The sequence below is a fragment of the Micromonospora qiuiae genome, from assembly GCF_016863555.1.
Lineage (GTDB): Bacteria > Actinomycetota > Actinomycetes > Mycobacteriales > Micromonosporaceae > Micromonospora > Micromonospora qiuiae.
Window position 1 is genome coordinate 1 of sequence record NZ_BOPC01000033.1, and the last position, 20,302, is coordinate 20,302.

Below are 20,302 nucleotides of genomic sequence, written 5' to 3' on the forward strand. Positions count from 1 at the left end.
GTTGTACTCGTCGCGCTTGTCGTACTCCTTGTGCTTGTTGTACTCGTCGCGCTTGTCGTACTCCTTGTGCTTGTTGTACTCGTCGCGCTTGTCGCCTTCGTAGCCGGTCCGCTCGCGGCCCTTCGCATCCTGGCCGTGCTCCTCGCCCTTCCAGTCGCGGTCATCAGCGGCACCGCCACCGGCGCCGCCCTCCGACTCCGGCTTGTGCCCTTCCTCGCCGCCCTTGCCTTCCTCGTGGCCGCCCTTGTCTTCCTCGCGGCCCTTGCCTTCCTCGTGGCCGCCCTTGTCTTTCTCGCGGCCCTTGTCTTCCTCGTGGCCCTTGTCTTCCTCGTGGCCCTTGCCTTCCTCGTGGCCCTTGCCTTCCTCGCCGCCCTTCCAGTCCTTGTCGCCCTTCCAGTCGTCGCCGCCCTTCCAGTCCTTCTCGTCCTTGCCGTGTTCTTCGCCTGAGTCGCCCCGCCACTCGTCGCGGTCCTTGCCGGTCCAATCGCCGCGGTCGTCACCCCGGCCGTGGCGGGCCGGCTCGAGCTTCACCTTCCCGGTCACCTTGGACCAGACGAAGGCGTGTTCCTGCGGCTTCGCGCAGATCTCGACCAACTCGACCTTCTCGCCGGGCTTGACGGCGTGCGGCTTGGCGTGGATCTTGCCCTCGTCCTCATGATGCTGGCCGTCGGCGAACGCGACCCCGGGCGCGAACACCAGCAGGGATGCACCGCCGAGGGCCGCCCCCGCCACCACTTTCCCAAGCACCTTCTTAGCCATGACCTGCGTCACTCCCATCCCTGGTTGTCCTGTGGCCGGCAACAACCGAGCCAGAACCGACGTTAGACCGTTTCACGACTTATGAAGGGGAAGATTCGTGTTTTGGCATTAGTCCGCTTCTGCGGCAGAAGCCCTCTTGGTTGATGCCTGGAGGGTTCGGCCCGGGATGATCCCCAATGCGGCCTACCGCCTTGCCGGGGGCCGATGCCCGGCCGGGTTTCGAAAATATCGAACCATTGCCATGGAAGCGCTCCCATGCAAGAATCGCTGCACGCGGTTCGGGGAGCCCACACCGCGTAGGCAGGGTGTCGAGGGCAACCGGGCTGACCGGACGACCACCCGCCGCCCGACCGGTGAACCACCGGTCGTCGCACCACCACCAACGCCCGTCCGGGTCGGGCGCTCCGAAATTCCCGTTGGCACCGGAGGCGGTCCCTGCAGGACGCCTTGGCGCCACGTGCCGGGCCGTACGCGGATCCGGTCTCGCCCAAGGAGATCAGTGGCAATGAATGTGTGGAGAAAACTGTCCGGCCCACGCCGGGCCGTCGCGCTGGCCGGCGCGAGCGCGCTGGTCGCGGGCGGTCTGGTGACGATTCCGGTCACCGCGGCGCACGCGGCTACGCAGTGCGACGTGTCCTACACGACCAACGACTGGCAGGGTGGCTTCACCGCCAACATCACCATCACGAACATCGGTGACCCGCTGAACGGGTGGAACCTCGGCTTCACCTTCCCCGACGCCAACCAGCGCGTCACCCAGGGCTGGTCGGCCCGGTGGAGCCAGTCGGGCCGTAACGTCACCGCGCAGAACGAGTCCTACAACGGCTCGCTCGCCCGGGGCGCCAGCACGACCATCGGGTTCAACGGCAGCTGGAGCGGCAGCAACCCGCGGCCCACCTCGTTCACGATCAACGGGGTCACCTGCAACGGCGGCACCCCGCCGACCACGGCCCCGCCGCCGCCGACCACCACGGCCCCGCCGCCGACCACGGCCCCGCCGCCCACCACGGCCCCGCCGCCGACCACCACGCCGCCGCCCGCCGGTGCGAAGGTCGACAACCCCTACCTCAACGCCCGGGGTTACGTGAACCCGGAGTGGAAGGCCAAGGCCGAGTCGGTCAGCGGTGGCAACCGGGTGTCGAACACCCCGACCGGCGTGTGGCTGGACCGCATCGCGGCGATCAACGGAACCCCGGACAGCCAGTCCAACGGCCCGATGGGCCTGCGTGACCACCTGGACGAGGCGCTGCGGCAGAACGCCCAGTACATCCAGATCGTCATCTACAACCTGCCCGGCCGCGACTGCTCGGCGCTCGCCTCGAACGGCGAGCTGAAGGCCGACGAACTGCCGAGGTACAAGGCGGAGTACATCGACCCGATCGCGGCGATCCAGGGTGACGCGAAGTACCGCAACCTGCGGATCATCAACATCATCGAGATCGACTCGCTGCCCAACCTGGTGACCAACACCACGGGCAACGCGGGCGGCACCGTGATGTGCGACACGGTCAAGGCCAACGGTGCGTACGTCCAGGGTGTCGGCTACGCCCTCGCCAAGCTGGGCGCGATCCCGAACGTCTACAACTACATCGACGCCGGCCACCACGGCTGGCTCGGCTGGGACACCAACTTCGGCCCGTCGGCCGCCGTCCTGCGCGAGGCCGCGGGTGCCTCCGGCTCCACCGTCGCCAACGTGCACGGCTTCATCGTCAACACCGCCAACTACTCGGCGCTGCGTGAGCCGTACGCGAAGGTCACCGACTCGGTCAACGGGCAGACGGTGCGGCAGTCGAAGTGGATCGACTGGAACCAGTACAACGACGAGCTGTCCTTCGCCCAGGCGTTCCGCCAGGAGCTGATCAGCAGGGGCTTCGACCGCAACATCGGCATGCTGATCGACACTTCCCGTAACGGTTGGGGCGGCCCGAACCGGCCCACCGCCGCTGGCCCGACGACCAGCGTGGACGCCTACGTGGACGGTGGCCGAGTCGACCGCCGTATCCACAAGGGCAACTGGTGCAACCAGGCCGGTGCGGGTCTGGGCGAGCGGCCGAAGGCCGCGCCGGAGCCGGGCATCGACGCGTACGTCTGGATCAAGCCCCCGGGTGAGTCGGACGGCTCCAGCCGCGAGATTCCCAACAACGACGGCAAGGGCTTCGACCGGATGTGCGACCCGACCTACACCGGTAACGCCCGCAACGGCAACAACCGCAGCGGCGCCCTGGCGGACGCCCCGATCTCGGGCGCCTGGTTCCCGGCGCAGTTCGCCGAGCTGATGCGCAACGCCTACCCGCCGCTTTCCTGACGGCCAGGCACACCCGCCGCCAGCAGTAGGTGAGGCACTGTGGCGGCAGGTTCCCCGGGCCCCTGGTCCGACCGCTCGCACCGGTCGGACCAGGGGCCCCTCGCCGCACACGCCGTCTGACGTTGAACGCGCACTCCCCGTCGGATGTTAGAAAGGGGCCCTTCCAATGCACCAGGCGTTAAGAAGGGGCCCTTCCTTACGGGACGGTTCTTTCGATGGCGGCTCGGCCGATCTCGGCCAGGTCCCGTCGGGCCCGCTCGATGTTCTCCGGGGTCGGGTCCTGGCCCCGGGCCATCACCAGGTCCTCCGGATCCCAGGGCTGCTCCGCGCCGGTACGGATGTTGTCGCCGGCAGCGCCGGTGCCGGTTCCCGTCGCCCCGGTACCCGCGGCGTAGGGGTCGCCGATGATGTCCTCGGTCGGCGCGCCGCGGTCGGCCTGTTCGGGCTCGGCGAAGGCCGGGCTGTCCCGGCCCGGCCCGCCCTCGGTCATCAGCTCAGGAACACCGGTGTCGTCGTCCACCGCCGCGGCCACCTCGGGGCGCTCCTCCAGCGGCCGTTGCCGGTTCCGATCTGTCATCGTTGCTGCCCTCCTGTCCGCAGCCGGTCCTCCGCGGCTGCTTCCGCGTACCCGGCTGATCGGTCGCCATGCCTGCCGCCGGCACGACGAGGGCGGGCGTCCGCTCGGAACGCCCGCCCCGTGTCCGTGATCAGCGCCCGAGCACCCGGTCGAGGAAATCGCGGTACTCGCGTACGGCCACCCGCAGCTGCTCGGTGTCGGTCGAGCCCGCCTCCTGCCAGCCGCCGAGCTTGTTCTTGTGCTCTGCCAGCGCGGCGGACAGGGCCTGCATGGCCTCGTCGACCAGCGACTGCGCCTCGCCGGCTGCGGCCTGCGGGTCGTCCACGAAACGCAGCTGGACGTCGCGCCAGCGGTTCCGGAAGCCCTGCGCGGTCGACTCGTCGAACAGGGTGGCCGCACCTGTCGGCACGGTCGCTGCCCCGGTGCCCGGCCCACCGTCGTTCGGGGGCCGGGTGTCCGGATCCACCATCGTCGGGGCGGCGCTGCCGTAGCCGGCACCGCCGGCCGCCGCCGCCTCGACCGCTTCGGCGCCCGCCGTCCGTGCCGGTGTGCCCTCGGCGGCTTCGCCCGTACCGGAAGCCCGGTCGGGGTCGCCAGTCGGGCCGTGACCGCTGCGTTGCGCGTTCACCTCCCGGGTCCCGCCGACCGATGATGTCGCATTGACGTCCTGGTCGGTCAGGTTGTGCGTCCGGTCGAACTCGGCCTCAGGGTCGGCTCGCCGTCCCTCGCGCTCGCCGTCGATCGCGCCGTCGCCGGGCCGGGCGGTGTCTTCCTCGCGGGGGTCCCGCTCGTCCTCCGGACGCGGGCTGGCCATCGCCGACGCGGCCACCGCGCCGCCGACCGTGGTCGCGCCGAAGGTGGTGGGCACGGGAGCGGGCTCGTTGAACTCGACACGCTCGCCGTCGTCGCCCGGACGGCCGTCCCACGGACGGGCACCGTCGGCGCCGGCCTCGGACCGGTCGCGGTCCGTCGACTCGTCGACATCGTCGGCCGCATCGTGGTCGTCGACCGGTGGCACCGCCACGGGGGCGGACCGGACGGCCTCGGGGTGGTCGTTGTTGAGCTGCTGCTCTTGCTGCCGCATGGTGGTCTCCTCAGCGGTTGGTGGCGTCCTGGGTGGCGTCGGCGCGACGCTGCTCCGGCGTCCGGGGCGTGGCCGGCTCGTCCGACGTCCGGGGCGTGGCCGGCTCGCCACCAAGCAGGTCGGCGAAGAGGGCGCGGTAGTGGACGACGGCTTGGCGGAGTTCCTCGGTGCTGGCCTCTCCCTGCGAGTTGCGCAGGGAGATTTCGTGGGCGTCCCGGTAGTGGCTGAGCGTTCGGGCGTGTTCGACGGACAGGTGGGCGATCTGGTCGGAGAAGTCACCTGTCGGGTATCCCCGGTCGGCGATGAGTCGGGTGACCAGTTCGTCGGCCTGGCCGACGGTCTCGGCGGGGGAATCGACGAACCGGACCTGGAGTTCCTCCCAGGCCTCGGCGTACCGGGCGCGGGCGTCCGGGGTCAGCGGGACCAGTTGGAGTTCGGCGTGCCGGCGCTCCCGGTCGCGCAGTTCCCGTTCGGCCTCGCCGCGGCTGTCCCGCTCGGCAACGACGTGGTCGTACTCGGGGCCGAAGCGCTGTCTCAGCGCCCGGCGGCGGCCGGCGACGACTGCGGCGGCGACGACTGCGGCGACGAGCAGGACGACGAGGACGGTGACGACTATCTGCGTGGGCGACATGGCTCCTCCTTCGCCTGCAGGTATTCCCTCCGTCCACTGATCGCCAATCCCGTTCCGGAGCACTTTCCTCGCCCGGCTTGGGCGGCGGCGGGCGGATGCCGGCCAACGGGTGACCCTGGGCAGCACGGGAATCGGGCCGAAAGGCGTGATGCGTTGGCCGCACGGACGAAGAACGCGGAGAAGACAACCGGGAAGGAGCACCAGGCGGCCATCTCGAAGGTGCCGGGCGGTGGGATTCGAGCAGGCGTCGGCACTCCGGAGGTCGTCACCGTACCGGTAATCTCGACGGACGGTAGTGCGTCCGGCGCAGATTACGTATCCTGCCCAAGGCGCCCGAGCCGGCGTCCCGGTGGGGCAACCGGGTCGCGCACCGGCGACGGCGCTGCCCGGCCGTGCCGGAGCCCTTCCAGCCACCCCTTCCGGGCGAGGTCCGATTGAACACCCGCGACTGGCCGATTCGCTCCAAGCTGACCGCGCTGGTCGTGGTGCCGGTGACCGCGCTGCTGGCACTGTGGATATTCGCCACCACCCTCACCTTCGGACCGGCGCTCGATCTGCTCGCCGCCCGCACCCTCCTTTATGACCTGGGAAGACCGGGTGAGACCGTGGTGGCCGAGCTGCAACGGGAGCGGCGACTCTCGGTGGTGCACCTCGCCACGGCTCGCTCCACCTGCGACCGGTCGCCGGAGGGGTGCGTGCTGCCCGCGCTGGCCGAACAGCGGACCCGCACCGACTCGGCGGTGGCCGAGCTGCGCCGCCGGGCCGGTGGAGAGAAGTTGCGCGACGCCGCCGGCGAACTGCTCGAGGCCCGACTGGACCGGCTGATGGAGCGGCTCGAGGCGCTGCCGGCCGAACGCGGCTCCATTGATCGACGGGAACTGGACCGGGTCGGCGCAATCGACCTCTACAGCGACATGGTCGCGGCGGCGTTCCAGACGTTCGAGGCCCTGGCGAGCCTGCCGGACCAGGATCTCAACCGGGAGGCGCTGGCCCTGACCGACCTTGGACGCTCGCGCGAGATGCTCGGGCAGACGGACGCTCTGCTGGCCGGGGCGCTGGCCAGCGGTGCTTTCGCCAAGGGCGAGCACACGAGGCTCGCCCGAAGCATCGGCAACCAGTGGTTTCTGGTCGAGTCCGCGGTGGCCGACCTGCCCGAGCCGGACCAGGCGGCGTACCAGCGGTTGGCCGAGCAGGAAGCGTTCGGCCGGCTGCGGACGATGCAGGACGAGCTGATCGCCGCCGGCCCGTCGGCCCGGCCCAGCATCGACCCGCAGGCGTGGCAGGTCAGCTACGACACCGTTCAGCGGTCGCTGCGGGACTTCGAACTGACCCAGGCCGACGGGTTGGCCGACCGGTCGGTGCCGATGGCGGTACGCACCCTGGCGCGGCTGGCCGCCGCCGGACTGCTCGGGATGATCGCCGTCGTGGTCTCGCTGGTGGTGGCGCTGCGGGTCGGTCGATCCCTCGCGCAGCGGCTCACCTTGGTACGCGGGACGCTCAGAGAGACCGCCGAGCGGCGGCTACCGGACGTGGTGGAGCGGTTGCGCCGCGGCGAGCAGGTCGACGTCGCCCGGGAGACGCTGGTAGCGGATCGGGGCGCTGACGAGATCGGCCAGGTGGCACAGGCGTTCACGGAGGTGCAGAAGGTCGCGATCCAGGCCGCCATGGTCGAGGTCTCGCTGCGCCGCGGGCTCAACGAGGTCTTCCTGAACATCGCCCGCCGCAGCCAAGGTCTGGTACACCGTCAGCTCGCCCTGCTCGACCGGCTGGAGCGCGACGCGGAGGACCCGGATCACCTGGCCGAGCTGTTTCGGGTCGACCACCTCGCCACCCGGCTGCGGCGGCACGCGGAGGACCTGGTGATCCTCGCCGATGCCGCACCCGGCCGGGGTTGGCGTGACCCGGTCGCGATGGTCGACCTGATCCGGGGGGCGATCTCCGAGGTCGAGTCGTACGACCGGGTCGACATCACCACCGTGCAGCCCGCCGGCACGCTCGGGCGGGTGGTGGGCGACATCATCCATCTGCTCGCCGAGCTGATGGAGAACGCCACCGCGTTTTCGCCGCCCGACTCCCGGGTGGAGGTGTCCGGCGAGCACGTCGCGCACGGGTACGCTCTGTCCGTCTCCGATCGAGGCCTCGGCATGAGTCCTGCCGCCATCGAGGAGGCCAACCGCAAGCTGGCCCGGTCGCCGGAGTTCGACCCGGCGGAAACCGCCCGGCTCGGACTCTTCGTGGTGGCGCGGCTGGCCGCGCGGCACAACGTCCGGGTGCGGCTGCGCCCGTCGGACGGCACCGGCCTGACCGCGGTGGTGCTGATCCCTACCGAGTTGATCACCGTCGAGCCCTCGCCGCTGCCCGAGCCGGAGGCGTCGCAGGTGGAGGACGTTGCCGCCACCCGCCAGCACCGGCGGCTGACTCGGGCCACGCGACTGATCACCGTGCCCCGGAAGCGGACCCGCCCGGCGGCCAGCTCCGGACCAGCACCCTCCGGTGGTTCGGAGCGGTCGCCCGACCAACCTGCGGCGCATCCGGGCAGCCCGGACCAGAGCTCGACGGTCGGGGCGGCCGAAGCCGACGGGTTGCCCCGTCGGATCCGGCGGCAACGCCCGGCCGCCGTCGCCGGAACGCCGGCCACCGCCCCAGGGTCCGCGTCCCCGGCGGAGCCGATCGCTCAAGCGGGGTCCGCGTCTTCGGCGGAGCCGGCCGCTCAAGCGGGGTCCGCGTCTTCGGCGGAGCCGGCCGCTCAAGCGGGGTCGGCGCGCCCGGCGGGATCGGTCGCTCAAGCGGGGTCCGCGTCCTCGGCGGCGCCGGTGTCCTCGGCGGGCCGTGGGTCGTCCACGAAGCGGGTGGCGCCGTCTGCGACCGACGGCGAGCGAAGCGGGGTGGACGCGCCGACGATCCGGCTGCCCGCGGTGATCGCGCGAACGGCGCGCAGGGCGATCCTGGACGAACCGACCGTGCGGCAGCCCGTGGTGATGCGCCGGACGGAGCCGGTCGGCGACCCCACACCGCGCAGTCCGGAGGAGGCGCGCCAGGTCATGTCGGCCCTCCAGGCCGGGACAGCGCGCGGCCGGCTCGCCGCCGCAGGCCGGGAGGTGACCGCAGGCCGGGAGGTGACCGCCGCTGGCACGAGCACCGCTGCCGTCCGCACCGAGGTGACCGCCGCTGGCACGAGCACCGCCGCCGCCCGCACCGACGTGACCGCTGCAGAGCACGTGGCCGATGGCGTGCACCAGGACCGGAACACTGCGCGGACGGACTCGCCGACCAGCGGTCCGGTGACCCCGCAATCCCCGACCACGACTGAGAGGGAAGCCTGATGCGATCGACGAAGCAAAATGCCGATCTCGACTGGTTGCTCGACGATCTGGTAGAGCGGGTGCCGGCCGCGCGGCGAGCCGTCGTGCTCTCGGCGGACGGCCTGCTGCTCGGCGCCTCCGCAGGGCTGGACCGGGCCGACGCCGAGCACCTGTGCGCCCTGGCCGCTGGCCTCGCCAGCCTGGCCCGGGGCGCCGGCCGGCATCTCGACGGCGGGCCGGTCCGGCAGACGGTGGTGGAGATGGAGTCCGCGTACCTCTTCGTCACCGCGGCGGGGCAGGGGACCTGCCTGGCGGTGGCCAGCGACACCGACGCGGACATCGGCCTGGTGGCGTACGAGATGGCGATGTTGGTGACCCGGGTGGGTGAGAACCTGCAAGTGCCAGCCCGCGCATCGGTGGGTGCCGCCGATGCGGACTGACTTACCCGGGCACCAGCACGAGTGGCTCGACGACGACGCCGGTCCGGTGGTGCGGCCGTACACCCTGACCGGTGGCCGGGTGTATTCCGACGCGAACGGCTTCGACCTGGTGGCGTACGTGCTGGCCCGGCCGGAGCCGGACCTTGCCGCCTACCCCGAGCTGCACCCGGAGCACCGACTGCTGGTGGAATTGGCCAGACGGGGGACGCCGTTGGTGGAACTCGCCTCCGATCTGGATCTCGCCGTTGGTGTGGTCCGGGTATTACTCGGTGATCTGCTGTCCCGGGGACTGGTGTCCGTGCACCAGCCGCCGCGCGCCACGTACCTGCCCGACAACGACATTCTCAAGGCGGTGGTCGATGGACTCCGTGCGTTATGACGCCGAGCGACGGGGCCATGGGGTCCCGATCGCGCTGAAGATTCTCATCGCTGGTGGCTTCGGTGCCGGCAAGACGACGCTGGTGAGTGCGTTGAGCGAGGTCCGGCCGTTGCAGACCGAGGAGATCCTGACCGGTGCCAGCATCGAGACAGACGACCTCTCCGGCGTGGAGACCAAGTCGACCACCACGGTGGCGATGGACTTCGGGCGGATCACCATCAACGAAGATCTGCAGCTGTACCTCTTCGGTACGCCGGGACAGGACCGGTTCTGGTTCCTGTGGGACGAGTTGGCTTTCGGTGCCCTCGGCGCGGTGGTGCTTGCCGACACCCGCCGGCTCGCCGACTGTTTCCCCTCGATCGACTACTTCGAGCAGCGGGGCATCCCGTTCGTGGTCGGGGTCAACTGCTTCGATGGTTCCCGCCGGTTCAGCCTGGAGGCGGTGCGTCGGGCCCTGGATCTCGACCCCGACGTGCCGATGGTGCTCTGCGACGCCCGGGACCGGCAGTCCGGCAAGGCGGTGCTGATCTCCCTGGTGGAGCACGTGGCCCGGCAGCGGGGCGAGCCGGTCCCGGCGGCCTGAACGGCGGCACGTCACGGCAGCGCCGAGGATGGGATGCCTAACCCGTCGCTGTCGGGGGAAGGCAAGTGGTGGCAATGACGCGGAAACGGCGGAAGGCGGGACTAATGGCAGGTCGGGACGAGGTCGTGCACATCGGCGGGTACACCGCGCAGAGTGGGGGCCGCGCCACCGGCATCGTCGCGGCCCGGCGCGACCCGGACACCGGCGAGCTGACCCCGCTGGGCACCGTCGCGGCCACCGCGTCGCCGTCGTTCCTCGCCCGTCATCCGAGCCGGCCCGTGCTGTACGCGGTCAACGAGCTGCCCACCGGCGAGGTCAGCGCGTGGCGGGTGGACGGTGACGGCGGTCTGACGTCGATCGGCTCGTGGCCGACGGGCGGGGCGGAGCCGTGCCACCTGGCGGTCGGCGCGGACGGCGGGCACCTGTTCGTGGCCAACTACGGTGGCGGCAGCGTGTCGGTCTTCCCGCTGGACGCGGAGGGGGTGCCCGGCGAGCGCACCGATCTGGTGGAGCACCAGGGACACGGGGCCGACCCCGAGCGCCAGGAACGGGCCCACACGCACATGGTCTCGCCGGGCACCGGACGCCAGCCGCTGCTCGCGGTCGATCTGGGCACCGACTCGATTTACCGGTACGGCCTGGACGTCGCCTCCGGGCGGTTGGTGCCCCGGGCTCCACGGGTGCATACGCCGTCCGGCAGCGGGCCACGGCACCTCGTCCGGCACCCGGACGGGCGGCGCTGCTACGTCTCGGGTGAGCTGGACGGGTCGGTCCTGGCCTACGAGCTGACCGACGACGGTGCCCTGCACCAGCTGGGCCGCGTCGACGCCAGCGGCCGGGCCGGGCACGTCCAGCCGTCGGAGCTCGCCGTGGGCGCGGACGGTCGCTTCCTCTACGTGGCCAACCGGGGGGTGGGCACGCTGGCCGTCTTCGCGCTCGGATCGGGCCTGCCGGAGCTGGTCGACGAGGTGGCGACCGGCGGTGAGTGGCCCCGGCACTTCGTGCTGGTCGGGGAGCATCTTTACGTCGCCGACGAGCGGGCGGACATGGTCCGCACCTTCCGGGTGGACCGGGAGACCGGCGTACCGGTGGCGATCGGCGAGCCGATGGTGGTTCCGAGTCCTACATGCGTCTTGCCCTGATCGGGGACGGTGGGCCTTGATACCTCCACATTACGCCGCTGACTCGTCACTCAAGGTTACTAAATCCCCGTAAACTGTTTCTCCTCTGTAACTTTCGTCCGAACGGCCGTGGCAGTCCCTCGTTCGGGTACGCAAGATGGTCGCGTGTCAGCAGGCCGCCATCGCATGCGTTCAGGTTTTCACGGCGCCGCCGCCGTAGCGGCGGTCGGCGTTCTCGTCGTCACCGCAGGGGGGTGGTTCGGCTACCGCCAGCTCGCCGGTCCCGACTGCTCCGGCAAGATCGAGCTGTCGGTGGCGGTGGCGAGCGAGCTTGCGCCAGCGGTGGACGAGGCGGCCACCGAGTGGGAGGAGAAGGGCGCGGCCGTCGACGGGACCTGCATCGACGTGACCGTGGCGGCCTCCGATCCGGTCGAGGTGGCCGCGGTGGTGGCGGCCAAGCACGGCGCGACCCTGGCCGGGGTGGGCCAGGCCAGCGGCACTGCGGTGAGCCCGGACGTCTGGATCCCGGATTCCTCGACCTGGTTGCTGCGGCTCAAGACCGGTGGTGCCGCCGCCTTCGAACCGGGCAACGGCGCGTCCGTCGCGAGCAGCCCGGTGGTGGTCGCCATGCCGGAGCCGATCGCCACCCGGCTGGGCTGGCCGCAGAAGGAGCTGGGCTGGACCGACCTGCTGACCCGGGTCAACAGCGACCGCCCACTGAAGACCGGCATCGTCGAGCCGACCCGGGACGCTGCCGGGCTGTCCGGCTTGCTCTCGCTGATGACGGCCGCCGCCTCCTCCGGCGGTGCCACCGCCGAGGCCGACCGCGTCGGCGCGCTGCGGGCTCTGGCCTCGGGGGCCTCGGCGCTGCGGCAGGACCTGCTCGCCAAGTTCCCGACCTCCGCGGACGGCACCACGCTGGCCAGCGCCCTCGGCGCGGCGGCGCTGTCCGAGGAGGACGTCATCCAGTACAACGCCCGTAAGCCTCCCGTTCCGCTGGCGGCGCTCTACCTGAAGCCGGCGCCGTTGCCGCTGGACTACCCGTACGCGGTGCTGCCGGGCATCGAGCCGGCCAAGGCCTCCGCCGCGCGGGTGCTGTTCGAGGCGCTCACCACGGCGTCGTTCAGGAACCGGCTGGCCGCGCAGTCGCTGCGGGCGCCGGACGGTAACTGGGGCGACGGCTTCGACCCGCCGCAGGGCGCACCGAGCCCGGCCGGCGGGGATTCCTCGGCCACCCCGCCCGCCAAGGGTGGGATCGCCGCCGGCGGGCTGGCGCCGGACGCGGTGGAACGCGCCGTCTCCAGCTGGTCCATCGCCACCCTCTCCGGCCGGATGCTCTGCATCATCGACGTCTCCGGTTCGATGAAGAAGCCGGTGCCGACCGCCAACGGCGCGACCCGGCAGCAGGTCACTGTGGAAGCGGCCCGGCGCGGCCTGAATCTCTTCGACGACTCCTGGTCGATCGGCCTCTGGGTGTTCTCGACCAGGCTCGAGGGCTCCCGCGACTACCGCGAGGTGGTGCCCATCGGCCCGCTGTCACGGCAGCGTGGCACCCTGGAGCGGTCCCTGGACACGGTCGTCTCGTCGAACGGTGACACCGGCCTGTACGACACGCTGCTGGCCGCGTACAAGGACGTCCAGCAGAAGTGGGAACCGGGCAAGGTCAACTCGATCGTGCTCTTCACCGACGGTAAGAACGAGGACGACGACGGCATCTCCCAGCAGCAACTGCTCTCTCAGCTGAAGCAGCTCCGGGACCCGGAACAGCCGATCCAGGTGATCATCATCGGTATCGGCGACGAGGTCAGCAAGTCGGAGCTGGACACCATCGCCGAGGAGGGCGCCGGCGGCCACGCCTTCATCGCCCAGGACCCCACCAAGATCGGCGACATCTTCCTGCGGGCCATCGCGCTGCGGAAGGCACCTGCCTGATCCGACCGACCGGCGAGGGCCGGGTGATACCGGAAGAACCGGTATCACCCGGCCCTTTTCCGCTCGTCCGCTGCTTCGGAAAGTGACGGCAATAAGTCCGACGTAATCGGTTGTCATAGTTGTCAGGGCAGGATGTCGTCGTGCACCGGTGGATCCGGCCTCGATCAGGGCGGGTCCATGCCGTCGGCGAGCGATGTGGGAGGCCTGGTGACCTCGACGACGCTATTGACCCTCGCCAGATCGTCACCGCGACCGGCGGGCGCCCCGTCCGGCGCCCCCGTGCGCGGCGATCAGCGAAGCTACCTGCGGAGCCTGGTCGTGCTGGACACCATCGTGCTGACCGGCGCGGTGCTCGTCGGCTACGCGGCCAGGTTCGGCGACTCCTCTCCGGGCGGCGTGCCGTACGTTCTGGTCGCCCCGGGGCTGGTGCTGGCCTGGCTGGCGAGCCTCAAGATCATGCGCTGTTACGACGACCGGGTGGTCGGCTACGGTGCGGACGAGTACCGCCGGGTCAGCATGGCCAGCCTCCGACTGGCCGGCGCCGTCGCCATCGCCGGCTACGTGGCCGACGTCGGCGTCTCCCGAGGCTTCCTGGCGATCTCGTTCGCTGTCGGCACGATCGGTCTCGAGGTGGCCCGGTTCGCCGCCCGCAAGCGCCTGCACCGGGCACGATCGCGGGGCACGGGCTGGTCGCGGCGGGTGCTGGTGGTCGGCGACGCCACCCACGTGCTCGACCTGGTGCACACCCTGCGTCGCGAGCCGTACGCGGGCTACCAGGTGGTGGGCGCGTGTATCCCGGACGCCCTGCTGGCCCCGGTGGCCCAGCGGCTCGGCGACGTACCGGTGGTCGGCTCCTTCCGGGGCATCCCCGAGGCGGCCGACGCGATCGGCGCGGACACCGTGGCCGTCACCGCCTCCGGCGAACTCACCGCCACCCGGCTGCGCCGCCTCGGTTGGCAGTTGGAGGGCACCGGCATCGACCTGGTGCTGGCCCCGGCGCTGACCGACGTGGCGGGCCCGCGCATCCACACCCGCCCGGTCGCCGGCCTGCCCCTGATCCACGTGGAGGCGCCGGAGTTCCGCGGATCGCGCCAACTTGTCAAGGGCTTCGTCGACCGGTCGGTGTCGCTGGTGGCGCTGACCCTGCTGTTGCCGGTGCTGCTGGTCATCGCGCTGGCCGTGAAGCTGGACAGCCGCGGCCCGGTGCTGTTCCGGCAGATCCGGGTCGGGCTGGGCGGCCGGGAGTTCGGGGTCTTCAAGTTCCGGACCATGGTGATCAACGCGGACGCGCTGCTGGCGGAGCTGGCCTCCCGCAACGAGACCGACGGCCTGATGTTCAAGATGCGGGACGATCCGCGGGTGACCCGGGTCGGCCGGCTGCTGCGCAAGTGGTCACTGGACGAGCTCCCGCAGTTGCTCAACGTGGTCTGCGGGCAGATGAGCCTGGTCGGCCCCCGGCCGCCGTTGCCCAGCGAGGTCGCCCGTTACGACGGCGACGTGGCCCGCCGGCTGCTGGTCAAGCCCGGGATGACCGGGCTCTGGCAGGTCAGCGGCCGGTCCGATCTGAGCTGGGAGGACGGCATCCGGCTGGACCTCTACTACGTGGAGAACTGGTCGCTGGCGGCCGACCTGAGCATTCTCTGGAAGACCGTCGGCGCGGTGATCAACGCTCGGGGGGCGTACTGATCAAGCTGGTCGGAGCTGCTGGTCGGCCTGCGGTCCGAACCAGTCCAGGCAGACCACCACGGCGTCGTCGGACCAGTCGAAGCTGTCGCCGCGCACCGCGTAGGCCGGTTCCAGTTGGCCGGCCAGGCTGAACGAGGGCCGGCTCCGGCTGCGCCCGGGTAGCAGCTCCCACTGCACCTCGGCGGCGAGAGTGAGGCGCCGGCTGCGCCGGGCCACCCGGTACACGTCGGTGCCGGGGTCGACGGCCACGAGTTCGTGCGCCAGCGCGGTGGCGATCTCCGATAATCCGGCCAGCTGGCCCTCGTCGGCGACCCGGGCCACCCTGAGCACGCCACGCCGTTCTCCGCGCATGCTCACCGGCAGGTAGCCGGTGCCGTCGGCGTACACCGGACTCTGGTGGTCGAAGCAGCGCCAGGCGGGGTGCCCCGGCGCCCGCACCTCCTCCCCGCCGCCGAGCGGGACCAGGGCCGACAGGCGGTAGTCCACCTGGAGGAGCTCGATGTCGGTGCTGCCGTACTCCTGCTCCAGCAGCGCCGCGACGCGCCTGATCAGGAGGTCTACCGGGGCGGCGACAAGGGCGGCGCGGGCTCGGTCGACCGGCTCGCTCATGGCCACTCCTTGATCACAAGCCCATTCGCCGACAGAATCGGAGTACGCTCAGGCCCACCATGGCGGAACTGCATGGTCCACCAGGACCCGAGATGAGTATGGCTGCCGAGCTGGACACCGTGGCAGGTGCCCTGCTGACCGTCTGGGACGGCGCCCGGGAGCGTACGGCGAACCGGATCTCCACCGCCCAGCTTCGTGCCGTCATGCTCGTCGAGCGGCAGGACGGGATCAACTTGCGCCGGTTGGCCGCCGGGTTGGACATGCTGCTCTCTTCGGCCAGTCGGCTGTGTGACCGGCTGGTCGCCGCCGGGATGTTGGAGCGGGAGCCCGGCCGGGCGGACCGGCGGGAGATCTCACTGCACCTGACCGCCGAGGCCCGTCGGCTCCTCGCCGAGCTGCGCGACGACCGTCGGCAGCACCTGGCGGCGATCCTGGCCGACATGACGCCCGAAGGGCGGGAGGCGCTGCTGCACGGGCTGCGGGAGTTCGACGAGGTGGCTCGCGCACGCGTCGTCCGGCCGGTGTCACCGCTGGTGCCGCAGCCGGAGGAGGAGCCCCGCAGGCCGCAGTTGCCGGAGGCCCACGGCGGCGCCGAGCAGCCGTTGCGAAGCTGGTCGGCGGGGGAGACCGCGGTCGTCCGGACGGCCTGACCTCGCCGCAGCAGCGCCGGCCGCGGCGGAACCGGGCACGAGATTTTTGCGTACGTTCAGGATCCGACCCGGGCCAGCCAGCCGGCGGGACGCGCGATGATGCGGCGTACCACCGATCCGGCCGCGCCCACCGCGGCGGCCGTGGCGCCGAGGGTGGCCGGCCGGACGGTGACCGGTGACCAGGCCGCCGTCAGCACCCGGCGATCGATCTCGGCGAGCATCGGCGGCCGTAGCCACGGGGTGAGTGGGGCGTAGCCGCCGCCGAGCACCACGGTGTCGAGGTCCAGCAGGTTGACCACGCTGGCCACGGTGACGCCGAGCGCCGTGCCGGCCTCGTGCAGGGCGTCCAGCGCGGCGGCCTCTCCGGCCTCGGCGAGTTGGGCCAACCGGGTCGGCGCGGTGTCGGCCGGAAGGTCGGCGCCCGCCAGGCCGGCCGCCGAGAGGATCGCCTCCTGCCCGGCGTAGCGTTCCAGGCAGCCGCGGCCGCCACAGCGGCAGGGCGGACCGTCCGGGCGGACCGGAATATGGCCGATCTCGCCGCTCCAGCCACGACTGCCCCGGTAGAGCGCCCCGTCGAGCACGATTCCCGCCCCGATGCCGACCTCGCCCGAGACGTGCAGGAAATTGTCCGGCCCGGCGCCGGCGTGCAGCTCGGCCAGCGCGGCCAGGTTGGCCTCGTTCTCCACCACCAGCGCGGGCACACCGTCGACGGCCTCGGCCAACGGCGGGTGGCTGGCCAGCAGTTCCGGCACCGGTACGTCCCGCCAGCCCAGGTTCGGCGCGAGCCGGACCTGACCGGCCGCGTCGACCAGCCCCGGCACCCCGAGCGCGGCACCGGCCAGGGTGAGACCCTGCTCGTCGGCGGCGGCGCGGGCACCGGCGGCGAGTCGGGCCAGCCGGCCGAGCGCGTCGGCCGCGCTGACGGGCCGCAAATCGGCGCGGTGCACGACATGGTGCCGCACCTCACCGGACAGATCGACGACGCAGGCCGCCAGGTAGTCGACGTTGATCTCCAGGCCGAGCCCGGCCGGGCCGTCACCGGCGAGCACCAGCCCGCGGGCCGGCCGGCCGGCGCCGGCACGGGGAGTGGGCTCCGCCTCGGTGACCAGCCGGCCGGCGACGAGATCCTCCACCACCGCCGAGACCGTCGCCCGGGTCAGGCCGGTCTCGGCAGCCAGCGCGGCCCGGGACGGCGGGCGCGGCGCGGCGGCGATCCGGCCGAGCACGAGGGCGAGATTCAGCTCGCGCAGGCTGCCCTGTCGCACCGCACCGGCCGGGGCTGCGGTTGCTTTCACCCCTTGACACTGCCACATCGCAGCCATTTAATTCAACCACTGAACAAATAGCGGACAACACCACCGGAGGTCAGCCATGGCACCCAGTCCCACCCCTGCCGACAAGTTCTCCTTCGGGCTCTGGACGGTCGGCTGGCAGGGCCGAGACCCGTTCGGCCACGCCACCCGAGACCCGCTGGACCCGGTGGAGTCGGTGCACCGACTCGCGGAACTGGGCGCGTACGGCGTCACCTTCCACGACGACGACCTGATCCCCTTCGGCTCCGACGCCGCCACCCGCGACGCCCAGATCGCCCGGTTCCGCAAGGCGCTGGACGAGACCGGCCTGGTGGTGCCGATGGTCACCACGGACCTCTTCCAGCAGCCCGTCTTCAAGGACGGCGGCTTCACCAGCAACGACCGCGACGTACGGCGGTACGCGCTGCGCAAGGTGCTGCGCAACGTCGACCTCGCGGCCGAGCTGGGCGCCAAGACCTTCGTCATGTGGGGCGGCCGGGAGGGCAGCGAGTACGACCTGGCCAAGGACGTGCAGGCCGCGCTCGAGCGCTACCGTGAGGCGGTCGACCTGCTCTGCCAGTACGTCATCGACCGCGGCTACGACCTGCGCTTCGCGCTGGAGCCCAAGCCCAACGAGCCGCGCGGCGACATCCTGCTGCCCACCGTCGGGCACGCCCTGGCGTTCATCTCCACCCTCGCGCACCCCGAGCGGGTCGGCGTGAACCCGGAGGTCGGCCACGAGCAGATGGCCGGGCTGAACTTCGCCCACGGCATCGCCCAGGCGCTCTGGCAGGGCAAGCTGTTCCACATCGACCTCAACGGCCAGCGCGGCGTCAAGTACGACCAGGACCTGGTCTTCGGCCACGGTGACCTGATCAACGCGTTCGCCCTGGTCGACCTGCTCGAGCACGGCGCACCCGGCGGCGGCCCGGCGTACGAGGGGCCGCGGCACTTCGACTACAAGCCCTCCCGCACCGAGGACATCGACGGGGTCTGGGCCTCGGCGGCGGCGAACATGCGCACCTACCTGCTGCTGAAGGAGCGCGCCGCGGCGTTCCGGGCCGACCCGGAGGTGGCCGAGGCACTGGCCGCGAGCAAGGTCGCCGAGCTGGGCGTGCCGACCCTGGGCGACGGTGAGGGCTACGCCGAACTGCTCGCCGACACCGCCGCGTTCGAGAACTTCGACGTCGAGGCGACGGCCGCCCGGGGCTTCGGCTTCGTCCGGCTCAACCAGCTCGCCGTCGAGCACGTGCTCGGCGCACGCTGAGGCGGTCGGCATGCCGCTCGTCGCCGGGGTGGACTCCTCCACCCAGTCCTGCAAGGTGGTCGTCCGGGACGCGGAGACCGGCACCCTGGTCCGGCAGGGGCGGGCCGCGCACCCGGACGGCACCGAGGTCGACCCCGCGGCCTGGTGGTCCGCCCTCCAGACGGCGGTCGACGCCGCCGGTGGGCTGGCCGACGTCGCCGCGGTCTCCGTAGCCGGCCAGCAGCACGGCATGGTCTGCCTGGACGAGGCGGGGCAGGTGGTCCGCCCGGCCCTGCTGTGGAACGACACCCGCTCCGCCGACGCCGCGGCGCAACTGATCGAGGAGGCGGGTGGCGGCGAGGCCGGACGCCGGTTCTGGGCCGACGCGGTGGGCAGCGTGCCGGTGGCCAGCTTCACGGCGACCAAGCTGCGCTGGCTGGCCCGGCACGAGCCGGCGAACGCCGACCGGGTGGCCGCGGTCTGCCTACCGCACGACTGGCTCACCTGGCGACTGGCCGGCGCACCCGGGCTGGAGGCGCTGCGCACCGACCGCAGCGACGCCAGCGGTACCGGCTACTGGTCGCCGGCCACCGGCGAGTACCGCTTCGACCTGCTGGAGCGGGCCTTCGGCCGGCGGCTGCGGGTGCCGGCCGTACTCGGCCCGGCCGAGGCCGCCGGTCAGCTCGATCCGGCGGTGCTCGCGGGTGCCGGCACCGCCGCCACCGGCCCGGGGGCGGCTGCTCCGGGCGGGGTGGCTGCTCCGGGCGGGGCGCTGCTCGGGCCGGGTGCCGGTGACAACGCCGCCGCCGGCTTCGGCGTCGGCGCGCGCCTCGGCGACGTGGTGGTCTCGATCGGCACCTCCGGCACCGTGTTCAGCGTCGCGGACAGCCCGGCGGCCGATCCGAGCGGCATCGTCGCCGGTTTCGCCGACGCGACCGGCCGGTTCCTGCCGTTGGTCGCCACGCTCAACGCCGCGCGGGTGCTGGACGCCGCCGCCGGCCTGCTCCGGGTCGGTCTGGACGAGCTGGCGGACCTGGCGCTGTCCGCGTCGCCCGGCGCGGACGGTCTGGTCATGGTGCCCTACCTGGAGGGCGAGCGTACGCCGAACCGGCCGGACGCGACCGGGTCGGTGCACGGCCTGACCCTGCGCACGTCGACCCCGGCCCACCTGGCCCGGGCGGCGGTGGAGGGGATGCTCTGCGCACTCGCCGACGGGCTCGACGCGCTGGCCGCCCAGGGCGCGGTGGTCCGCCGGGTGATCCTGGTCGGCGGCGCCGCCCGCTCCGCCGCGGTACGCCGGATCGCCCCGCAGGTCTTCGGCTACCCGGTGGTCGTTCCGCCGCCCGGCGAGTACGTCGCCGACGGCGCCGCCCGCCAGGCCGCCTGGCTCGCCCTCGGGGGGTCGGAACCGCCGTCCTGGACTCCGGCCGGCACCGAGGAGTACGCCGCCGTACCGGTCCCCGCCATCCGGGAGCGCTACGCGCAGGCCCGGGAACGCCACCTGGACCGGCCGGCCCAGGGGTGAACCGCTCGATCCCGGATCGAGTGGCCTCGACGTTGTGCGACGGCCGCTCGATCCGGGACGGCACACCGTGCCCGTCACCAGCACTCGGCGCCCGGCGTGGGCATTGCGCGGTCCGGCCTGGCGCCCGGCGTGGGCATTGCGCGGTCCGGCCTGGCGCCCGGCGTGGGCATTGCGCGGTCCG

At 72.1% G+C, this 20,302-nt stretch carries 16 protein-coding genes and 1 pseudogene; 11 read left to right on the forward strand and 6 right to left on the reverse strand.

The window, feature by feature from the left end:
- A pseudogene (locus Vqi01_RS30710) lies at window positions 1–759 on the reverse strand (hypothetical protein); the annotation flags it as partial.
- A gap of 505 nt (window positions 760–1,264) precedes the next feature.
- Between Vqi01_RS30710 and Vqi01_RS13215 the strand changes: the two are divergent.
- The gene (locus tag Vqi01_RS13215; RefSeq protein WP_204035064.1) at window positions 1,265–3,064 is read left to right on the forward strand and encodes a glycoside hydrolase family 6 protein; all 1,800 of its coding nucleotides are present in this window, start codon (window positions 1,265–1,267) and stop codon (window positions 3,062–3,064) included.
- 196 nt (window positions 3,065–3,260) lie between these two features.
- On the opposite strand, the gene Vqi01_RS13220 is transcribed toward Vqi01_RS13215, so the two are convergent.
- The 3 genes from Vqi01_RS13220 to Vqi01_RS13230 form a co-directional block, all read right to left on the reverse strand.
- The gene (locus Vqi01_RS13220; RefSeq protein ID WP_204035065.1) at window positions 3,261–3,641 is read right to left on the reverse strand and encodes a hypothetical protein; all 381 of its coding nucleotides are present in this window, start codon (window positions 3,639–3,641) and stop codon (window positions 3,261–3,263) included.
- 130 nt (window positions 3,642–3,771) lie between these two features.
- Window positions 3,772–4,725, reverse strand: coding sequence for a hypothetical protein (locus Vqi01_RS13225; protein ID WP_204035066.1), 954 nt, complete (start codon window positions 4,723–4,725; stop codon window positions 3,772–3,774).
- 10 nt (window positions 4,726–4,735) lie between these two features.
- Window positions 4,736–5,356: a hypothetical protein gene (locus Vqi01_RS13230; RefSeq protein ID WP_204035067.1), complete on the reverse strand. Its 621-nt coding sequence runs from the start codon at window positions 5,354–5,356 to the stop codon at window positions 4,736–4,738.
- Between the two features lie 434 nt (window positions 5,357–5,790).
- Here Vqi01_RS13230 and Vqi01_RS13235 point away from each other — a divergent pair, with 434 nt between their 5' ends.
- The 7 genes from Vqi01_RS13235 to Vqi01_RS13265 all read left to right on the forward strand — a co-directional run bounded on the left by Vqi01_RS13235 (window position 5,791) and on the right by Vqi01_RS13265 (window position 14,799).
- Window positions 5,791–8,679: a sensor histidine kinase gene (locus Vqi01_RS13235; RefSeq protein ID WP_204035078.1), complete on the forward strand. Its 2,889-nt coding sequence runs from the start codon at window positions 5,791–5,793 to the stop codon at window positions 8,677–8,679.
- Complete coding sequence (locus tag Vqi01_RS13240) at window positions 8,679–9,098, forward strand: roadblock/LC7 domain-containing protein (RefSeq protein ID WP_204035068.1); 420 nt, start codon at window positions 8,679–8,681, stop codon at window positions 9,096–9,098. The genes Vqi01_RS13235 and Vqi01_RS13240 overlap by 1 nt, the downstream gene beginning before the upstream one ends.
- The gene (locus Vqi01_RS13245; protein WP_204035069.1) at window positions 9,088–9,477 is read left to right on the forward strand and encodes a DUF742 domain-containing protein; all 390 of its coding nucleotides are present in this window, start codon (window positions 9,088–9,090) and stop codon (window positions 9,475–9,477) included. Before Vqi01_RS13240 ends, Vqi01_RS13245 begins: the two co-directional genes overlap by 11 nt.
- On the forward strand, window positions 9,458–10,060 hold the full coding sequence (locus Vqi01_RS13250; RefSeq protein ID WP_204035070.1) for a GTP-binding protein: 603 nt from the start codon (window positions 9,458–9,460) through the stop codon (window positions 10,058–10,060). Before Vqi01_RS13245 ends, Vqi01_RS13250 begins: the two co-directional genes overlap by 20 nt.
- 104 nt (window positions 10,061–10,164) lie before the next feature.
- Window positions 10,165–11,202 carry a lactonase family protein gene (locus Vqi01_RS13255; protein ID WP_204035071.1) on the forward strand — a complete coding sequence of 346 codons (1,038 nt, stop codon included), beginning with the start codon at window positions 10,165–10,167 and terminating at the stop codon, window positions 11,200–11,202.
- Window positions 11,203–11,346: 144 nt separating this feature from the next.
- Entirely contained in the window at window positions 11,347–13,113 is a 1,767-nt protein-coding gene (locus Vqi01_RS13260; RefSeq protein WP_204035072.1) for a VWA domain-containing protein, read from the forward strand.
- A gap of 207 nt (window positions 13,114–13,320) precedes the next feature.
- The gene (locus tag Vqi01_RS13265) at window positions 13,321–14,799 is read left to right on the forward strand and encodes a sugar transferase (protein WP_204035073.1); all 1,479 of its coding nucleotides are present in this window, start codon (window positions 13,321–13,323) and stop codon (window positions 14,797–14,799) included.
- On the opposite strand, the gene Vqi01_RS13270 is transcribed toward Vqi01_RS13265, so the two are convergent.
- Window positions 14,800–15,408 carry a hypothetical protein gene (locus tag Vqi01_RS13270; protein ID WP_239098377.1) on the reverse strand — a complete coding sequence of 203 codons (609 nt, stop codon included), beginning with the start codon at window positions 15,406–15,408 and terminating at the stop codon, window positions 14,800–14,802.
- A 92-nt stretch (window positions 15,409–15,500) separates the two neighbouring features.
- Here Vqi01_RS13270 and Vqi01_RS13275 point away from each other — a divergent pair, with 92 nt between their 5' ends.
- Complete coding sequence (locus Vqi01_RS13275) at window positions 15,501–16,058, forward strand: MarR family winged helix-turn-helix transcriptional regulator (RefSeq protein WP_239098378.1); 558 nt, start codon at window positions 15,501–15,503, stop codon at window positions 16,056–16,058.
- Between the two features lie 56 nt (window positions 16,059–16,114).
- Here Vqi01_RS13275 and Vqi01_RS13280 read toward each other — a convergent pair whose 3' ends face one another.
- On the reverse strand, window positions 16,115–17,380 hold the full coding sequence (locus tag Vqi01_RS13280; RefSeq protein WP_204035074.1) for an ROK family transcriptional regulator: 1,266 nt from the start codon (window positions 17,378–17,380) through the stop codon (window positions 16,115–16,117).
- A 49-nt stretch (window positions 17,381–17,429) separates the two neighbouring features.
- On the opposite strand from Vqi01_RS13280, the gene xylA reads away from it, so the two are divergent.
- Together xylA and xylB are read left to right on the forward strand one after the other, a co-directional pair.
- A complete protein-coding gene (gene xylA, locus Vqi01_RS13285) occupies window positions 17,430–18,617 on the forward strand; it encodes a xylose isomerase (RefSeq protein ID WP_204035075.1) in 1,188 nt (395 codons plus the stop codon).
- Between the two features lie 10 nt (window positions 18,618–18,627).
- Window positions 18,628–20,121 (forward strand): xylulokinase, encoded by a 1,494-nt coding sequence (xylB, locus tag Vqi01_RS13290; protein WP_204035076.1) that lies wholly within the window; start codon window positions 18,628–18,630, stop codon window positions 20,119–20,121.
- Window positions 20,122–20,302 lie beyond the last annotated feature (181 nt).

Excerpts from the sequence above, each read along its gene's own strand:
- Vqi01_RS13215 (WP_204035064.1), top strand. The coding sequence starts at position 1,265 with ATGAATGTGTGGAGAAAACTGTCCGGCCCACGCCGGGCCGTCGCGCTG.
- Vqi01_RS13240 (WP_204035068.1), top strand. The coding sequence starts at position 8,679 with ATGCGATCGACGAAGCAAAATGCCGATCTCGACTGGTTGCTCGACGAT.
- Vqi01_RS13255 (WP_204035071.1), top strand. The coding sequence starts at position 10,165 with ATGGCAGGTCGGGACGAGGTCGTGCACATCGGCGGGTACACCGCGCAG.
- xylA (WP_204035075.1), top strand. The coding sequence starts at position 17,430 with ATGGCACCCAGTCCCACCCCTGCCGACAAGTTCTCCTTCGGGCTCTGG.
- Vqi01_RS13220 (WP_204035065.1), bottom strand. The coding sequence starts at position 3,641 with ATGACAGATCGGAACCGGCAACGGCCGCTGGAGGAGCGCCCCGAGGTG.
- Vqi01_RS13250 (WP_204035070.1), top strand. The coding sequence starts at position 9,458 with ATGGACTCCGTGCGTTATGACGCCGAGCGACGGGGCCATGGGGTCCCG.
- Vqi01_RS13270 (WP_239098377.1), bottom strand. The coding sequence starts at position 15,408 with ATGAGCGAGCCGGTCGACCGAGCCCGCGCCGCCCTTGTCGCCGCCCCG.
- Vqi01_RS13245 (WP_204035069.1), top strand. The coding sequence starts at position 9,088 with ATGCGGACTGACTTACCCGGGCACCAGCACGAGTGGCTCGACGACGAC.
- xylB (WP_204035076.1), top strand. The coding sequence starts at position 18,628 with ATGCCGCTCGTCGCCGGGGTGGACTCCTCCACCCAGTCCTGCAAGGTG.
- Vqi01_RS13230 (WP_204035067.1), bottom strand. The coding sequence starts at position 5,356 with ATGTCGCCCACGCAGATAGTCGTCACCGTCCTCGTCGTCCTGCTCGTC.
- Vqi01_RS13275 (WP_239098378.1), top strand. The coding sequence starts at position 15,501 with ATGAGTATGGCTGCCGAGCTGGACACCGTGGCAGGTGCCCTGCTGACC.
- Vqi01_RS13280 (WP_204035074.1), bottom strand. The coding sequence starts at position 17,380 with ATGGCTGCGATGTGGCAGTGTCAAGGGGTGAAAGCAACCGCAGCCCCG.
- Vqi01_RS13225 (WP_204035066.1), bottom strand. The coding sequence starts at position 4,725 with ATGCGGCAGCAAGAGCAGCAGCTCAACAACGACCACCCCGAGGCCGTC.